At 62.2% G+C, this 17939-nt stretch carries 11 protein-coding genes; 6 read left to right on the forward strand and 5 right to left on the reverse strand.

Going from position 1 to position 17939, the window contains the following annotated elements:
- The first annotated feature begins 89 nt into the window (after positions 1 to 89).
- From PXH66_RS16750 to PXH66_RS23140, 6 genes are all read left to right on the forward strand, one after another.
- Positions 90 to 1013: an aldose epimerase family protein gene (locus PXH66_RS16750; protein WP_330930697.1), complete on the forward strand. Its 924-nt coding sequence runs from the start codon at positions 90 to 92 to the stop codon at positions 1011 to 1013.
- 107 nt (positions 1014 to 1120) lie between these two features.
- Positions 1121 to 1510, forward strand: coding sequence for a Sec-independent protein translocase subunit TatA/TatB (locus PXH66_RS16755; protein WP_330930698.1), 390 nt, complete (start codon positions 1121 to 1123; stop codon positions 1508 to 1510).
- A 1-nt stretch (position 1511) separates the two neighbouring features.
- Positions 1512 to 1862, forward strand: a complete 351-nt coding sequence (locus PXH66_RS16760) for a Smr/MutS family protein (RefSeq protein ID WP_330930699.1) — start codon at positions 1512 to 1514, stop codon at positions 1860 to 1862.
- Between the two features lie 437 nt (positions 1863 to 2299).
- The gene (locus PXH66_RS16765; RefSeq protein ID WP_330930700.1) at positions 2300 to 2503 is read left to right on the forward strand and encodes a hypothetical protein; all 204 of its coding nucleotides are present in this window, start codon (positions 2300 to 2302) and stop codon (positions 2501 to 2503) included.
- A 173-nt stretch (positions 2504 to 2676) separates the two neighbouring features.
- A complete protein-coding gene (locus PXH66_RS23135; protein ID WP_345781739.1) occupies positions 2677 to 2949 on the forward strand; it encodes a type II toxin-antitoxin system Phd/YefM family antitoxin in 273 nt (90 codons plus the stop codon).
- Complete coding sequence (locus PXH66_RS23140) at positions 2939 to 3217, forward strand: Txe/YoeB family addiction module toxin (protein ID WP_345781743.1); 279 nt, start codon at positions 2939 to 2941, stop codon at positions 3215 to 3217. The genes PXH66_RS23135 and PXH66_RS23140 overlap by 11 nt, the downstream gene beginning before the upstream one ends.
- A 34-nt stretch (positions 3218 to 3251) precedes the next feature.
- Here PXH66_RS23140 and PXH66_RS16770 read toward each other — a convergent pair whose 3' ends face one another.
- The 5 genes from PXH66_RS16770 to PXH66_RS16790 form a co-directional block, all read right to left on the reverse strand.
- Positions 3252 to 5294, reverse strand: coding sequence for a prolyl oligopeptidase family serine peptidase (locus tag PXH66_RS16770; protein ID WP_330930701.1), 2043 nt, complete (start codon positions 5292 to 5294; stop codon positions 3252 to 3254).
- A 213-nt stretch (positions 5295 to 5507) separates the two neighbouring features.
- Positions 5508 to 6875 (reverse strand): alanine/glycine:cation symporter family protein, encoded by a 1368-nt coding sequence (locus PXH66_RS16775; RefSeq protein WP_330930702.1) that lies wholly within the window; start codon positions 6873 to 6875, stop codon positions 5508 to 5510.
- A 53-nt stretch (positions 6876 to 6928) separates the two neighbouring features.
- The gene (locus PXH66_RS16780) at positions 6929 to 7453 is read right to left on the reverse strand and encodes a choice-of-anchor R domain-containing protein (protein WP_345784008.1); all 525 of its coding nucleotides are present in this window, start codon (positions 7451 to 7453) and stop codon (positions 6929 to 6931) included.
- A 182-nt stretch (positions 7454 to 7635) separates the two neighbouring features.
- Entirely contained in the window at positions 7636 to 9294 is a 1659-nt protein-coding gene (locus PXH66_RS16785; RefSeq protein ID WP_330930704.1) for a ShlB/FhaC/HecB family hemolysin secretion/activation protein, read from the reverse strand.
- Between the two features lie 112 nt (positions 9295 to 9406).
- Positions 9407 to 17899, reverse strand: a complete 8493-nt coding sequence (locus PXH66_RS16790; protein WP_330930705.1) for an MBG domain-containing protein — start codon at positions 17897 to 17899, stop codon at positions 9407 to 9409.
- Positions 17900 to 17939: the final 40 nt, after the last annotated feature.

The following is a 17939-nucleotide window of genomic DNA, read 5'->3' on the forward strand; positions in this document are numbered from 1 at the left end:
GCGCACGCTTCGGCCTTACAAAACCCCGCGATGTTTCCACGAATACTTTTGCGCGCACCGGGCACTCGTCCCACCAAAGCTCTGCAGTCATGGAAACCATCCCGTATCTCGGACACTCCATTCGCCGCTGGCAGATCGGCGATTCCACCTTCCTCGCCTGGCCCGAAGCCGGTGCCCGTCTCATGCGCTGGCAGACCACCCGTCCGAACGGTTCGACTCGCGACGTGCTGCATTGGCCCGAGTTGGCAGACCTCTCCACCCCCGTCGCCAAGGTGCGGGGCGGCAACCCGATTCTGTTCCCCTTCAACGCCCGCGTGTTCGAGGGTGGCGAGATCCACTTTTGGCGCGACGCCACCGGCACCCGGCGCGCCATGCCCATGCACGGTTTTGCGCGACAAGGGACGTTCCAACTCACGTCCATCGACGAAACCGGCTTCACCGCCCGACTCGCCCCGACGGCGGACGATCAGGCGTGCTACCCGTTCGACTACACGTTCACCGTCACCTATCGCTTCGAAGCCGAACGCTGCGTCTGCACGCTCACGCTCCAAAACCACGGCGAAGTCGCGATCCCCTGGAGCGCTGGCCATCATTTCTATTTCGCCGCGCCCTGGACGGCAGATCAGACCCGCGACGACTACGTCATCCAGTTGCCGCGGGCCGCCTCCGCCAAGCAAACCGCCACGGGCGATATCGTGCCCGGACCCCACCTCCCCCGCCGGTGCCCACTGTCTCATCCCGATCTGGTCGATACGATTCACGTGGGCATGGCCGAAAACCATTTGCGCTTTGGTCCGGCCGACGGGTCCGAATTCGTGGCCCTGACCAACGGATCCTCCACCGTGCCTCACCCCGAAGCCTGTTTCGTCACGTGGACCGCCGACCCCGACGCCCCTTACTACTGCGTCGAACCCTGGATGGGCCCGCCCAACGCCCCCGGTCATGGCCGCGGCCTGCATCACGTCACTCCCGGCCAAACGGAAAACTTCACCGTCACGGTGGCGATTGGCTGAGCTTCGATTTCTTTCTTTTACAGAAGACCGCAAAGGAAACAAAGAATACCGTTCGGTCATAGCCTTCGTTCGCTTCGTTTCCTTCTGTAGAACCTCCTATTTCCTTCGTGTCCTCCTTAATTGACCCAACGCTAGCCTTCTTCGACGGTGTCGGCGGCATGGAAATGATGATGATTTTCGTGCTGTCGCTGATGCTCTTCGGCGGCAAAAAGCTGCCCGAACTCGCCCGCGGCTTCGGCAAGGCCATGCGCGAATTCAAACGCGCCGCGTCCGGCGTGGAAGATGAGATCCGCCGCGCCATGGACGTCGACGCCCCGGCGTCGCCACCGCGTCCGCGCCAACCGGTTTCGCCTCCCCGTTCCCGCCCCCAGCCCATCACCGATCCGTCCGTGACGCCAACGCCGCCACCGACCACCTCGCCGCCCCCCGCCAAAACGTCCTCCGACGATTCCGCCCCGCTCCCGGAAGACACGCCGGACGACGACAAGAAGGACTGACATGGACGAGGAACCACCGGTTGAGTTTCCCATCACCGGCGAGCTCGACCTGCACACCTTCCGCCCATCCGATCTCGGCGAACTCATCCCGGCATACCTGGAGGCCTGCCAAGCGAAGGGATTGACGAACGTCCGCATCATCCACGGCAAAGGCACCGGCACCCTGCGCACCACGGTGCACACTCTGCTCGACCGCCACCCCGACCTCGTCATGAGCTACCGTCTCGGCAACGAAACCTCCGGCGGCTGGGGCGCCACCATCGCGACGCTGAACCCGACGTCCGCATCAAACAGCCCCCCCGTAGGGGCCGTCCCTTGCGACGACCGCAAACGCCGCCCAGCCCAAGCGTAGGCCGCGAGCTCGCTCGCGCTCACCCCGTCGTGCCGTGCCTCCCCGTCAAAGGTTCACGCCCCAAAAGAAACCAGGGCAAAGAGCGCCCGCCCCCGCTGAACCTCTTTATCGGACTGGGAACGCCGAGCTCCAGCTCGGCCACCACGCATCGACGAAAGCTCCAACTCGACGCGACTCCCCCATGCCAGCCTCCTTTTATTTTGATCACCGGTTGGCCTCCCCTGCCGTATCCATCCTTCTGATGCGTCGCAATGAAACTGGAAAATTTTTGACTGCCCCGAAACCGCCGTCCGGCGCTTTCGTCTTTGGTATCAGTTGTCCGATTCATCGCGACGGCCGAGCCGAGGCGCATCGAAATTTCTCGATTTCTGCAACTTCGTGGGCAGCCCGCGGGTGATGAGGACGTGAACCACAACAACGAAAAGAACTCGCCCATCATGAAGACCTCCGTGTCCCTGCTCATCGCCGCCCTCATCGCGCCTTTCGCCCTCGCCTTGGGTGCCAGCGCCGCCGCCGTTTCGATCACCGCCACCGGTGTCGCCTTGTCCTCGATCGCCCTCAGCGACTACGGCAAGACCACCTGCACCTACGCGACCGAGACCAAGGTCAAGCGCACCGAACGTCACCCGCTCGCCGCTTGAACCATGGTCGCCCCTATCTCCCCCACCTAAGCACCCGCGTCCTTTCCGACGCGGGTTTTTTTGCGCCCACTTCGCCGTCCCGCCAAGTTTCTCCCGCGAACATTTCCGCCCTGCCAATACGTCGACGACATATTCCATCTGGCCAGGATACCTGTGCAGGTTAATTTGCGAACATGACAAGGACGTCCTACACCGAAGCACGAGAAAAGTTGGCCTCATTCTGGGATGAAACCATTTCCAGTCGAGAGCCCATGGTGATGGATCGCCGGGGTCATGAATCCGTCGTAATGATGCCTTTGGACGAATGGCGAAGTATGGAAGCAACCGCTCACTTGCTTCGATCTCCCGCAAATGCCCAGCGGCTACTCGGCGCATTGCAACGGTTGGAGTCCGGGCAGGGTAAAGCGATGACGCCGCCTGAACTGACGTCGCTGGCTGAGAAATGAGCGATGGCATCCGGCAGCTGATTTTGACCGCGATTTCCTCGACGACCTCACTCCCTGGGTCAGCACAGACCGGAGGGTTGCATTAAAAATCCTCGAATTAGTCGAATCCATTAGACGGGACCCGTTCAAGGATTTGGGAAAACCAGAACCGCTGCGCCACCTCGGCGCAGGAGCTTGGTCCCGTAGAATTACTCAAGAGCACCGCTTGGTCTACGTGGTAAAAAAAGACCGCCTACTTTTCGCCCAAGCCCGTTACCACTATTCTTGAATAGCCCGATCTTCGCACCGATTTCTCCGGGACCTCACTCCAGCTCATTCCACAGAAACGTGAACCCGAGCGCGTTCATGCGGGCGCGTTGCTCGTTGTTGGCCGCGCCTCCGTGACCGCCTTCGATGTTTTCGTAGTAGAGCACGTCGTGACCTTGCTCGCGCATCAACGCCGCCATCTTGCGGGCATGGCCGGGATGAACCCGATCATCGCGCGTCGAAGTCGTGAAAAGGGTGCGCGGGTAATCCCCGTCCGGGTTCACATTCTGGTAAGGCGAGTAGGCTTTGATATACGCCCACTCGTCTGGTTGATCGGGATCACCGTATTCACCCATCCATGACGCTCCGGCGAGCAGCAGGTGATAGCGTTGCATGTCGAGCAATGGCACTTGGCAAAGCACGGCCCCAAACAGATCCGGCCGCTGCGTGAGCATCACGCCCATGAGGAGGCCGCCATTGGATCCTCCTTGAATGCCGAGGTGCTCTCGCGTGGTCACGCCGCGCTCGATCAGGTGCTCGGCAATCGCGGCAAAATCATCAAAAGCGCGTTGGCGATTTTCTTTCAATGCCGCCCGGTGCCAGCGGGGACCAAACTCTCCGCCCCCGCGAATATTGGCCAACACATAAACGCCCCCGCGCTCGAGCCAGGCCGCGCCCACCGAACCACTGTAAAACGGCGACATCGACACTTCAAAACCACCGTAGCCGTAGAGCAGCGTCGGATTGGTGCCGTCGAGCTTCAGCCCGGCGCGGCCAATTTGAAAATACGGCACCTTGGTGCCATCCGCCGAGGTCGCTTCGTGCTGTTCGACCGTGATGCCGTTAGCATCGTAATAAGCGGGCAGGGACTTAAGCCGCGTCTGGTCTTCCGACCCGACCGTGCCGTGAAAAAGGCTGGTTGGCGTCACGAAGTCCTCTGACGTCATGAAGTAGTCGTCGCTGTTTTCGCTGTCGACCGCTCCGAGTTCTACTTTGCCAAACTCCGGTGCCGGCAACGCCCGGCTGCGCCAGGCCCCATCGGTCCACTGCATCGCGTAAGCGCGGCTGCTCACGTTATCGAGCACGGTGATGAGCAGATAGTTCTTCGTCGAGTCGACCGAGTCCAGCGAGGTGCGCTCGGTCGGCGCAAACACCACCGTCATATCGCGATCACCAGCAAGAAAATCGCTCATCTTGGCCGCAAGCAAAGAACCCGCCGCAAAGGTCTGATCGCCCACCGTCCACGGCTCGCGCAATTGAAACGTAAACCAGTCATCAAACACGCCGACGACCACGTCGTCGGGTTTGTCGATCATCACCCATTCGCCGTCGACCAGCATGAATAATTGGTTGGTGAAAAAGGTCATCACCCGGCGCAAAAAGTCGTGGTGTCGGCCGTGATCCACCGTGTGATAGCCCCATACGCCAAGGTCTTTCGCCGGAGTCTCGCGGATCAATTCGGCTTCGCTCAATGGCGTGCCCCGCCGCCACCGCTTGGTCATCCGTGGATAACCCGATTCGCTCATGGAGCCCGGACCAAAATCCGTGCCCACATACATCGTGTCGCGATCAATCCACGACACCGAATTGCGCGCTTCCGGCAAAACGAATCCGTCCGCCACAAACGTTTTGGTGGTCAGGTCGAACTCGCGCTTTTCGGTCGCATCCGCGCCGCCCCGCGAAAGAGAGATCATGCACCGGTCTTCATCCGGGCGCAGCACGGTCGCACCTTTCCACACCCAGCTCTCGCCTTCGGCTGCGCCCAAGGCATCGAGGTCGAGCACCACTTCCCACGCGGGATCGACTTGGCGATATTGTTCCATCGACGTGCGCCGCCAGATACCGCGCGGGTGCGCGGCATCCCGCCAAAAGTTATAATACGCGTCGCCGATCTTGGAGATACCGGGAATGCGATCCTTGGAATCATAAATCGACAGCAACCGCGCTTCCACCTCCGCGTAGCCCTCCCGTGCCTGCAGCTCGCCCAAACTCACCGCGTTGCGCTCCCGCGCCCATGCCAGCGAGCGCTCGCTCTCCACCTCCTCCAGCCAGAGGTAAGGGTCGGCATCGGACTCCGCCGGAGCCGCATTAAGATTCATCGAAACAGTCATAAGCAAAAGCGCGCCCACGCGCCCGGCCGACCACGAACGAGCAGACCCGCGAGGGCCAAAAAGATTAAGCGATGAAGTCAGGATCATGGTGGGGAAAGTCGAATCCATCTACGCGTGAACCCACCGCCAAGGCCAGCCCATTGGCGACATGGCGCACATTGATCTCAGCTCCGATCGATCCGGCGGGAGAGAACGTTCGTTTCAGCGCCGCCCATACGCCCGCGTCTCCGCCACCACCACGCCCGACAGGGCGATGAGCGCAATCAGGTTGGGCAACGCCATCAAAGCATTGAGCACATCGGCGATGTTCCAGATCAGGCGCAGTCCCCCCACGGCCCCGACCATGATCGCCAAGATCCAAAGCCCCCGATAAAACGGGATCGCCCGCCGCCCGAACAAATACTCGCAGCAGCGCTCGCCATAATAGGACCACCCAATCACCGTGGAGTAAGCAAAGGTGATCACCGCGATGCCGACGACGATGCCGCCACTCTGTCCGGGCAATCCATGGCTGAAGGCCGCCTGAGTCATGGCCGCGGCCGCCGCGCCGCCCCCGGTCCACACCCCCGTGACCACCAGCGCCAGACCGGTGAGCGAGCACACGACGATGCTGTCAATAAACGTTCCCATCATGGAAATGAGTCCTTGCTCAGCGGGCTGATCGGTCTGCGCCGCCGCCGCCGCAATCGAAGCGCTGCCCAATCCCGACTCGTTGGAAAACACTCCGCGCGCCACACCCATGCGCATCGCGAGGATCATGGAGGAACCGGCAAACCCTCCGGCCGCAGCGGACCCGTTGAACCCATCACGGATGATCAGGGACAACGCCGCCGGAATTTCGCCTGCAAACCGCAGGATGATGTAGAGGCAACCGATCACATAAAAAATCGCCATGAACGGCACCAACACGGCCGCCGTGCGGGCGATCGATTTGATGCCGCCCAGAATCACCAGAGCGGTCAGCCCCGCCAGCCCGAACCCCGTCACCCAGTTCGTGGTGCTGACCGCAGCCCCTTCCGCACCCACCAGCGCGACAATGTTACCGGCGACCGCATTGGCTTGCACCATGTTGCCGATGCCAAATGCGGCGACCGCGCCGAAGACCGCGAACGCCACCGCGAGCGGCTTCCATTTCGCGCCCATGCCCCGCTCAATGTAATACATCGGGCCGCCGTTCATGCGGCCCTGCGAATCGATGATACGATATTTCACCGCCAGCAGCGCCTCGGAATACTTCGTGGCCATGCCGAGGAAGGCGATCACCCACATCCAGAACAACGCCCCGGGACCGCCGATGGATACGGCGGTGGCCACGCCCACAATGTTGCCCGTGCCGATGGTCGCGGCGAGCGCCGTCATCAAGGCTTGAAACGGTGAAATGTCGCCCTGCCGCGCATTCGCCCGACCTTTGCGGCCGAACGCAAATCGCAATCCCGTGCCCAGCCGCAGCAATTGGATGACCCGCAGCCGCACGGTGAGAAAAACCCCGGTGAGCACAATCAGCGCGAGCATGGGCGGCCCCCACACGATGTTGCTGACGTTGGAGATGAGGTCGTTGAAAGCAGTCATGGGCGTGGGATCGATGAGTAACGGTCAGGCCAATACAAGGAGTGGGGTCGTTTTCACGCTACTCCCTTCGCTCTGGCTCGCCGCCGTGTGCAAACCACCCCGACCAGAGCGAAACCTGCGAGGATCACCGCGGTCGTGGAGGGTTCCGGCACGGCGCTGGCCGGCGTCGCGGTGACCGCATACAGATAGTCGGTCGGTGATGCGGCCCAAGTTGCTCCTTGATTGGTGCTCTGCGCAAACGATCCGGCGACACTCCACCCACCGCTCACCGCAAACGAGGAATCTTCAGTCGTCCTCCACGCGTAGTTCGAACCAAGATCGGATATCTGGTTCGACTCCAACACGAGCCAATAGGTAGTCGAAGGGAGCACACTCAGGTTGTCCGTCGGGTTGAATCGGATGCCGGTGTCGTGGGAAAAAGCCCCTAGGTTGGCCTGGGGCGTGTCACTCGCATCGCTCCACAGCGAGATCGCAAAGGTCGCGTCCGTGGCCACTCCGGTGAACGCGATGTCCACGTGGTCCAAGGCATAACCGTCGGCATTGGCACCGGTGGTGAAGGAGCCGGCGAACCATTGCATATCAAAGACAGTTTCAGCGCTGTCAGAGTCATTGGTCAGGTTGGAGAAAAAGGTCGTCTGAGCCTGAATGACGACCGCGCATGCGCTTAACCCGATGAAAGCCAATCCACGGTGGAAGTGGGCCTTCACGGTCGGAAGCCATGGAGTGGAGAGTGGAGCTGGCATGGGAAATCCTGTCTGGTTCAGAAACTGACCCGCGCGGAAAGGTGGGCGCGGGAGTTGTCACCGGTTTCGCTGCTGCCGCTGTCGGTGAACTGCCAGCCGTAGGCGGCCCGCAGGTTGAGGTGCGAGCCCATGAAGTAGTCGAAACCGACGCCCGCGCTATGCAGATCAACGTCGGCCTCGCCGGGCAGTTTGTCCGTGCTCCAGAGGCGGGCGTAGTCCTGAAACACATACAACTGTAGGTTGTCGGAGAGACGGCCCCGCCCCAGCTTCAGCGAAAACGGCGGCAGACGCAGCTCGTGACTCAGCAGCACGCCGTTGTCTTTGTAGACCTCCCCTTCCTGGTAACCGCGCACGCTGCTCGACCCGCCGCCGCCGAACTGCTCGCTGCCGATCAAGTTACTCCAGGGCGAGAGCTGGAACTGGCCGCGAACCGACCAGGCCACGCCGGGCTTGACCGCGTCGAGCGCCACGCGGTGCGACGCGTTCGCGCGCAGGTAGACGTAGCTTGCCTGGGCTCCCGCGCGACTGAGGTTGAAGAAGTCATCGTCGTTGCGGTCGGTCAGGCCGCCGGGAGCGGCGGTGAGCGTGGTGCCAAAGGAAGTCGCGCCCCACCCGCTCGTCAGACTACCACGATAAGTGGCGCGGGCTTGGGCGATATGCGTGAGGTTGTCCGAGATGGGCACGTCGGCGAACATGAAGTTGTTGTCGCTGGCCTTGAAGTCGGCCCCGAACTGCAGCGCGTGCGTGTATCCATCGCGTGGCGACTTGAGCGGAATGTCGTAGTTCGCCCCGACCTGCCACGATTCGCCGGAGAGCGAAAACGGCGGCGCCAGCACGCCCTCGGTCTGGGAGTAAGCGCCGGAGAAGCTGAGGCTGTGCCGCCACGGCAGGTCGAGCGCGTAGGAACCCGACACGCTGCGCAGCGCCTCGAAGTCCCAGCTCGAGGTCCACTGCGCGGAAAGCTGATGCCCGTGCCCGAAGGCATTGCCCCAATTGAACCCGGCATTGAAGCGCTCGATGGTGGTCGTCTCGGTGCCGGAGTTACTGGCTCCGGCAAAGACCTGCCACGGCCGCCGCTCCTGAACGCGCAGCACAATCTTGGTCGTGCCTGGCTCGTCACCCGCGGTAGTGGACGCAGTGACTCGCCGGAAGGGATTACGGTTGATCCAATCGAGATCAGCCCGCAAGCAGATGCGGTCTAGCGCTTGCCCCGATTTCAACCGGATCGCCTTCTGATAAGACGCCGTAGAAAAGTAGTTGGCACCCTCAACTACAATCTGCGACTCCAACCGGGAGATCGTGACCACGAGCCGAACAATACCTTCTGTCACATCCTGGCGGGGGAGATGGACCACCGAGAACGGGTAGCCAACGGCGCTCAAATAAATTCGCGTGGAGGACTCAAGGCGTCGCAACGACGGCATCGAAACCGGCGCACCCAAGAAATACCCCAACACCTCGCGGTAGTCTTTGGTGTCGAGAACGGGCACTCCGGAGAGGGTCAAGCCCGCCACCGGGCGGTCAGCCCGGGCCGTCACCTCCGAGCCATAGATCGCAATGCCTTTCAACTCCGGCAACAGCACCTCCTCGTCGGGCATCGCTCCCGCGTATGGCGGAATTAGGCCGGAGAGAGGTTCAATGGATTCCTCCTGCGACGAGGTCGGATCTGGCGACATTTCATCAAGATTCTGCGCGGATAACAGCAATGGAGCGAACACCGCAACAAGACCCACACGGAGCTGGCGAAGAAAAGGATCGAATATCTTCATTGGATACGGTCTCAGCGCTTCAATTGCCCGTTATCATGCTGGTAAGCGCGGTCGCAAACAGAGTCCGACTAACGATGGAGTCGGTCGATTCGTCGTCCTCGGTTGGAGGATCGAGTTTTAGTCCGTAAATGGATATGGGCGTATTACGCGCGTCACTCTCGACGAGCTCCTCAAACTCGACCCGACGGTCGACCTCCTTGCCGACGTCGATACCTTGGGTGACTCCAACTACGATGGCCATGCTCACGATCACCGCCGGCCCCGAGGAGAGGTTCCCGAGAACTGAATAGGTGGTCAACGACTGGGCGCTCGCCGTGAAGGCCTGGCTAGCCGCCGGAGTGACAAGACCGCTGTGCACCATCGAAGCTCCCATCCCGGCCGCCTTGACCAAGCCACCGCTGACTTTACCTATGAGGCTGCTCAGTTCTGGAAAGATCGCCCAAGCTGCGGCGTTAACCACGCCAGCAGCGGCAGTCCCTCCGGTCACTCCCAAGCCGGTAGCCAGAGCTGCGCTCCCAATGTCGTTACCTATTTTCTCCTCAACAACTTCACCGGCGGCGTCTGCCATAAAATCCGCCCACGGCACTTCGTCCGGTGCTATCATACTCAGTAGAGCAGATGAAACGGGGGCTTGGTAACTTTCCGGATCCGCAAAATACTCTGCCCGCTTATGCTCCATTTTCGTGACAAGTTCGGTGCGGGCCTGTCCCAGATGACGCTCGAGTTCTCCGACCAACACGGCTTCCGCCGGCGTGTAGTTTAGCGGTGATTTGTGAGTCAGGGTCTTCACGAAGTCCGTATAGGCCGGTGTCAACAACGCCTGCTTTTCCGGATTCGAATGCAGATCTGCGAGAAACGCATAAAGATGTCGTTCCGTGATTTCCTCGTCATCGCTCAGACCGAGCTGCGCCCGAATCGCCGGGCCGACGGCGACGGCTTCATCCATCACCGCCTCTCCCGCTTCCCCCAAGCCTTCCAGGAAGACTTGGCGCATGACCTCGTTGCGCAGTTGGTCTCTGATCGCATCAAGCATGACGGGCAGCGCCTCAACCGGCATACCGAACGCAGCCTGTGACGATCCACCCGGATTAAGAAACGCGGCCTTGTCCGCTTGGAAAGCCGCCTCTTCCGCCGCGATGGCCGCCTCGGCGGCGAGCACCGCGAGCCGTTCCGTCCGAAGGCGTTCCAGTTCCGCCACCCGGACGGGATCGGGCGAGAGGAACAGTTGCCCGTTGTGGACGACGGTGACGGCGTAGTTCGGATTGGCGCCGAGGTAACCTTCGGGTTGGAGCCAGCGAATCTGGTCCTGCAAGGACGCCTGCTCCTCCGGGGTGAGCACGCTGTCGCTCCAGAAAAACCGACCACTGTGGGTAATGGTAAGCCGCAGGGATTCGCCACCGGGCATGGTATCCACGAACTCAACATCGGGCTCCGGCACAACGACCGTTCGATTGCCCGAGCCGGGGGTGGGGTTCTGAATCGTCGTCGGGTAGCTCGCGAGAAAGGCCGCATCGTCGAACTCGGCGGGAGCGGAGAAGGTCGTCAATGTGGTCGCAACCTCGACCGACGCAGCCTGGTTCTGATCGTAAACCCCAACCTCGATATCGGGAAACGCGTTGGCCAACGTATCGCCGGGCGCGAGGTTGTCGGCGGTGATATTGAACTCGGGCAGCGCGGAGTTGATTACCGCGGAGAGGTTGTCGACGGTGATCGTGATCGGTCGCGGCAGCACGGTGAAGAGCCCGGGCAGGTTTTCCACGCGGTAATTGGTATTGCCGGTGAGGGCGGCGTAGAACGCGTGCAGGCCGGGCGCGTCCGGGTTCGCGGTCGCGTCGGCGGGAACCGGGGCAAAGGGCGATGCCACCGCAGCGATCGTATCAAAGCTCGCGAGTCCGTCGCCCGCCACGAGGATCTGATAGGCTGAATTTTCGTCACCGTAATAGCGCACGGTGTTGGCCGGTTTCAGAGCGATGTGGCGGGGCACCACGGCGAGGTTGCCGGCATCCAGGTCGGTCAACACGTAGTTGGAATTGAGGAGTTCGGGCATGATGGCGTAGTTCCCGACGTCCGCGGTGGGCCCGACCGGGAAAACGAGCCCGAGCACGTCCGCTACAATATGTCCGAAGACCAGTCCTTCCGCTGTGAGGGCAAGGCTCGCGATGGCCGGATTCTGCTCTCCGTAGACGCGCATCAAATCACCGACCTCCACCTGCAGCGGAGCGGGCAACACGGTGAGGAGACGCGGCGCGGACTCGACGGTGTAGTTGGCGCTGCTCAGCTCGATCTGCACATCGTAGGCCCCCACATCGGCCGTCGGATCGAGACCTAGGGCGGAGACACCGAGATCGGCAAATGTGTCGTTGAGCTTGAAACCGATGACGGCGGCCGCGTCGATCGGCTGGATCGTAGTGCCGCCGTAAACCCGAGTGAATTGAGACGACGAAAAATCGAGCAAGGCCGGTGCAATCGTCAGCGTGCCGGGCACGTAGGTGAGCACGTAGTTGTTGCTGGTCGCTCCACCGACCGTGATGGCCAGGTCCTGCACGTCGGAGTCACGGGTCGCCGCGGTCGCGAAGGACAATCCCGAAACCGCGGCCTCCGTGTCAAACGGCGCCAGCCCCTCGAACGTGGCGGTGAAGGTCGGGTTGAGGTCGCCGTAGATGCGCGTGAAGTCGTCGGCGGTGATCGTGAGCGGGGCCTGGTCCACCGTGAGCACGCCTTCCTGGAAGGTGAAGCTGTAGTTGGGATTCACGCCGCCGGAAACGGTGATGTCGTAGCGACCAACGTTGGACGCAGGCTCGGCGGTTGTGCTCAGGGTAAGGTCGGTGAAATCCGCCACCTCGTCGACGGATTTCAGGCCGGTAAACGTAGCCGTGAACAAGGGGTTCGACTGACCGTAAAGGCGCGTCTGGCTGTCGGCGGTGATCAGCAGCGGGGCGGGATCGATGGTGAGTTCCCCGGGCACGAAGGTGATGGCGTAATTGTCCGCGGAGGCACCGAAGAGAATGATGGGATACTCGCCTACGTCCGAGGCAGCGGTCGCCGTGGTCAGGAACGTGAGGCCGGACAGGATCGAGGCGTCGTCGTCGAGTTTGAAACCCATCGTGGTGGCGGTGAAACCGCCGTTGGCGTCGCCGTATTCGCGACTCTGATCGTCGGCCGCGATCGTGAGCGGAGCGGGTTCAACGCTCAGGGTCCCCGTCTGGACGGCGACCGTGTAGTTGGAGGCCGACACGTCGCCGGTGGTGATGGCGTAGTCGCCGACGGTTGAGGTCACCACGGCGTCGGTCGCAGGCGCGAGGCCGGTCAGCACCGAGGCGTCGTCACTGAGTTTGAAACCCGTGAACGTGCTCGTAAGCGTCGGGTTGGCGTCGCCGTAGTCACGGCTGACATCGTCAAGCGTGACGGTGAGCGCGGCGGGCGCGACACTGAGCGTGCCTTCCACGAAAGTGATGGCGTAGTTGGCGTTGGACGCGCCGCTGGGCGTGATGGCGTAGTCACCCGTGTCGGAGGCGAGGGTCGCGTCACTTGAGAGCACGAGACCGGTGATGTCGGCGGTGGTATCGGTGGCCACGAGCCCTTCTATGGCGGCGGTGAAGCTCGGGTTGGTGTCACCATAGATGCGACTCAAATCGGTGGCGATGATGGTGAGCAGCGCGGGATCGATCGTGAGCGTGCCGTTGACGAAAGTGATGTCGTAGTTGGGCGCGACGGCTCCCGCGGGCATGATCGAGTAGGTGCCTACGCCGGAGCCCACGTTGGCCAAGGTGGTGAACGTGACGGGCTGGGTGAAAATGGAGCCATCATCGTCGTCGACAAAACCGGTGGTCGTCGCGGTGAAGCTCGGGTTGGCCGCGCCGTAGAGCCGCGTCATGTCGTCCGCGATGATAGTTAGAATTTGTTCGCTGATCGTGAGGATGCCCGACGCAAAGGAGATCGTGTAGTTGGCGTTGGTCGCGCCGGCGGCCACGATGGCGTAGTCGCCCACATCGGAGCCGGGCGCGGCGCTGGTGGTGAGCGTCAGCCCAGCGATATCCGCCGCAGTGTCGCCATTGACCAAGCCGGCGTAGTTGGCGGAAAAACCGGGAAGCGATGCACCGAAGACGGCGGCCGCATTGTTGGCCGTGATGGTGAGCGCCGCCGGATCGATCGTGAGCGTTCCGGGCTCGTAGGTGGCGGTGTAGTTAGCGTTGGTCGAACCACTAGGCGTGATGGTGTAGGTGCCGGCGTCAGAGGCCGTGGTGGCGTCGGTGCCAAAGCCCAGGTTGGTCAGAACGGACGCGTCCTGATCAAGTTTGAGACCGGTGGCCACGCCGGTGAAACTCGGGTTGGTCGCGCCGTAGGTGCGGCGGGTGTTGTCGGCTGTGACAGTTACGGCTGCCGGATCGATCGTCAGCTCGCCGTTGTGGTGGGTGATGGTGTAGTTGATCGCCGCGGCATCCGCCGGAACGATGTCATAGGCACCGACGTCGGAGTGCTCGGTCGCATCCGTGGTGACGGTGAGGCCGGAGATCACCGCGGCATCATCGTCATTGCGAAATCCGTCGTAGCTGACATCGAACGTCGGATTGGCGTCACCGTAGTCGCGCGACAGGTTGTTGGCCGTGATCGTCAGCGGAGCGGGATCGATTTCCAGTGTCCCCTGCACAAAAGCTATGTCGTAATTGGGCGCGACGGCGCCGACGGGCGTAATCGTATAAAAGCCCACATCGGACGCTTCGTCCGCGAGCACGGTGAAGGTGACGGATTGGGTAAGAATGGAAAGGTCATCGTCACCCACGAACCCGGTGGTCGTCGCCGTGAAGCTCGGGTTGGCGGCACCGTAGAGCCGCGTGAAATCATCGGCGGTGATGGTCAGGATCTGATTGCTGATAGTAAGAATGCCCGGCTCGAAACTGATGGTGTAATTCGGATTCACTTCGGCGGGTGCGAAGGCGACGATGGCGTAGTCGCCCACATCGGAGCCTTGGACGGCGTCCGTGGTGAGGGTCAGGCCGCTGATGTCAGCCGCAATGTCACCGGGGACCAAACCAACGAAGGATGCCATAAAGTCCGGCAAGGCCTCGTTGAAGCGCGCACCAGCGTTGTTGGCGGTGATGGTGAGCGGGGCCGGCGCGACGGTGAGCGTTCCGAATTCGTAGGTGACGGTATAATTGAGGTTGGTCGAACCGCTGGCCACGATGTCGTAGGAGCCGGCGGCGGAGCCGGCGGTGGCAGCGGTGTGGTAACCGAGACCGGTGAGCACGGCAGCGTCCTGTTCGAGCTTGAGACCGGTGACTTCGCCGACGAACCTGGGATTGATCGCTCCGTAGGTGCGGCTGGTGTCGTCAGCCGTAACGGTGATGGCGGCGGGATCAATCGTCAGCGTGCCTTCGACCTCGGTGATGGTATAATTGGACGCGGTGGCACCCGTAGGAACGATATCGTAATCACCCACATCGGAGGCTTCGGTCGCGGCGGTGGCGACGGAGAGGCCGGAGACCACGGTGGCATCATCGCTGTTCTTGAATCCGCTGTAAGCGACGTCGAGCGTCGGGTTGGCGTCGCCGTAATCGCGCGATTGGTCGGTGGCCGTGATCGTCAGCGGAGCAGGGTTGATCGTGAGCGTGCCGGGAGCGTAGGCAAAGCTGTAGTTGGCGGCGTCGGCACCGGTGCCGATGACGATATAGTCGCCGACATCGGAGCCAGCATCGGCCACGGTCATATACGAGGGCGCGGTCAAAAGATCGGAGGCGTCCTGACCCAGTTTGAAGCCGGTGATCGTGCCGCTGAAGCTGGGATTGGCATCACCGTAGAGGCGCGTGGTATCGGCGGCCGTGACGAGCAGTGGCGACGGATCAACTCTCAGGTTTCCCGGTGAATAAGTGAAGGTGTAGTTGGCGGCCTGGGCCCCGGAACCGACGATGGCGTAGGAACCGACATCGACCCCGGCGTGTGCGCTGGTGACGTAGGTTGGCGCGGTCGTGACCACCGAGGTGTCTTGATCCAGTTTGAAACCGGTGATCGTGCCGCTGAATCCGGGATTGGTGTCACCATAGAGGCGCGTCGCATCGGCCACCGTCACCGCGAGGACGGCGGGGTCGACGGTGAAATCACCCGGAGCAAACGCGATGCCGTAGTCGTAGTCCGAAGCGATGACGGAGCCAATGGCGATGGTGATGGCATCGGCGTAAGTGCCGGCGGCCGTCGAGCTGGTGATGGTGGTCCCGAGCGCCGGATTCCCGCTGAAGGCTTCGGCGGCAGTATCGCCTGTCAGCAGGCCGCTGACCGTGAAGCCCAGCGCGGCGTTGTTGTCACCGTAGTCGCGCGTCTGATCCGTGGCGGTGAAGGTGAGTGTGGGCGCCAGTTCGTAGAGCACGCGATTGCCTGCGTAACCGTCCATGCTGGCCGGGGCGTTGTCGGCGAAGGTTTTGTCGTAAACCGGTTCGGCCCCCAGTCCTCCGAGGGTCGTGTCGGTGGGGTTGTCCGAGTAGATCAGAAATCTCCCGTCGCCGGAAACCGACAACGCGGAACCGCCCGCGGCGTTGGTGAAGGAACCGCCTGCGGCCAAATAAATATCCGTATCGCTCGTCGTGGCGATCGACGCCCCCGCTCCCATCGTGAGATCGCCCGCCGTGGAGATCGTAACGGCGTCACCGATGCCCGCCAACGATCCGTTGACCGTCAAATCCCCCGTGCCGTCAACTACGGTGAGGGCACCGGCGAGCCCTCCGGTGGCGTTGGACGAGGTCAGCGTGCCGATCTGATTGGCGGCATTGGCAATCGTCACGTCGTCCCCAAAACCGCCGCCGGGCATGGCCAGATCCAATGTATCCGTTACGAGAATACCGTTAAATCTGATCGCGCCGGTGCTGACTGCGCCGGTGATGCCCGCGTTCACCGGTCGCGCGTCGACGTTGGGTTGAATCGTCACCTGATCGGCGGTGACGGTGGCGTCTTCGTGCACGGTGAAAACGCCGGTGGTCTTGCCCGCGCCCGCGCTGGAGTTCGACCCCAGGCCGAACACGATGCCACTGCCTGCTCCGCCCGTAAGGTCCGCATTGATGTTGATCACGTCGCCGGACTTGAAGCTGAGCGTGCTGCCCGATGTCCAGGCAACGGGGGAAAGAACGTCGATGCCCACGTGGTCGAAAAGCCCGTCGATAAAAGCCCCGGAAGTATCGAGGGTGACGTTCACCCCGGTGTTCAACAAGTTCACCAGCGAGTCGACGGGAAGTATGGACGGGGCGAAGGTATTTTCTTGAAAGAGCCTCAGCAGGCTTCCGACTCCCCCATCGCTACTCAAATTCGCCTCCGCCGTGGATGCCTGAATGGTGATCGCCGCCGGGTCCAGCAGCAGGTGACCTGCCGCTCCCGACGCCGCGTGCAGATCGACGTTCCCCCGGAAGTCGAGCTGCACTTTGCCGGAAACCTCGACGTTGCCACCATCACCGCCCCGCTCACCGGCCCGGCCATCGATGAATCCACGATAGATCGTGTGATCGTCGGCCCACACCACCGTCGTCCCGCCGTCGCCTGTCCCGCCGCGCGCGCCAACGTCGATCAAAGCGGCATCACCCACGTAGGTGAACGCAGCATTGGCGACCGCGGGATTATCGCCATGAAAGTCGCCCCCGACGAGCACCTCGCCGCCACTGCCGTCGTCGCGGTGCGCGGAGATTTCGCCTTCGACACTCACCACGCCCTGGTCGGCGGTCAGTAGCACGCGCCCGCCCACTCGCTCCACTCCCGTGGCCCGCACGACACCGGTCTGGTTGACGGCGAGCGCGAAGAGGTTGCCGTCCGCGGCAGTGAGTTCCGCATCAGCGGCATCGATCAACCCGGCGTTGTCCACGCCCACCCCACCGTCGGCTAACGCGACGCTGGACGCCACCGTGATCCGGGTGTCGCCCGTCGGCGCGTAAATGAATTGGGTCGCGGCGCTGAGGGCCGCGGTGCCGTGGGGCGCGTGGATCTCGCCTTCGTTGACGACGCGATAGGCCACGAGAACGGCGTCACCAGCGGTGGCTTGGATCACGCCAAGATTGACGATGGCCGCCTCGGAACCGTCGGTGAACTCCAGGTCACCGCCGACCAGAAATTCGGCATCACCAATCTGCGCGGTCGTGGCGAAAAAGCCGCCTGCATCGATGCGCGCGTCGGCCCCGACGAGCACGCCGTTCGGATTGACGAGATAAACACGCCCGTCGGCGTTCAATTGGCCCAACAACGCGGAAGGGTTGGCCCCCAGCACGCGGTTGAGCATCGCGCCGTCGACGCTCTGGTGGATGTTGACGATCTCGCCCGCTCCGATCGAAAAATCCGCCCAGTTCACGATGGCGGCGTTTCCGATCTGGGTGAGATCGAGCTGTCCCGTCCCGCCAGCGAAGCTCACCTCTCCCGCCACAACCTGACTGCCCTCCGGCAGCGCGAGGACATGCGGCGGAAATACCACCACGGGCGACAACGCGCAAAGCGATACAATCCAACGAAAGGCCGAGAACCGAGCTGCGCGGGATGGGAAGTTCTGCATGACCCCGCCAGCATATCGCGATCCCACCCGTTCGGGTATG

The sequence above is a fragment of the Synoicihabitans lomoniglobus genome (assembly GCF_029023725.1).
In the GTDB taxonomy this organism is placed as follows: domain Bacteria; phylum Verrucomicrobiota; class Verrucomicrobiia; order Opitutales; family Opitutaceae; genus Actomonas; species Actomonas lomonigloba.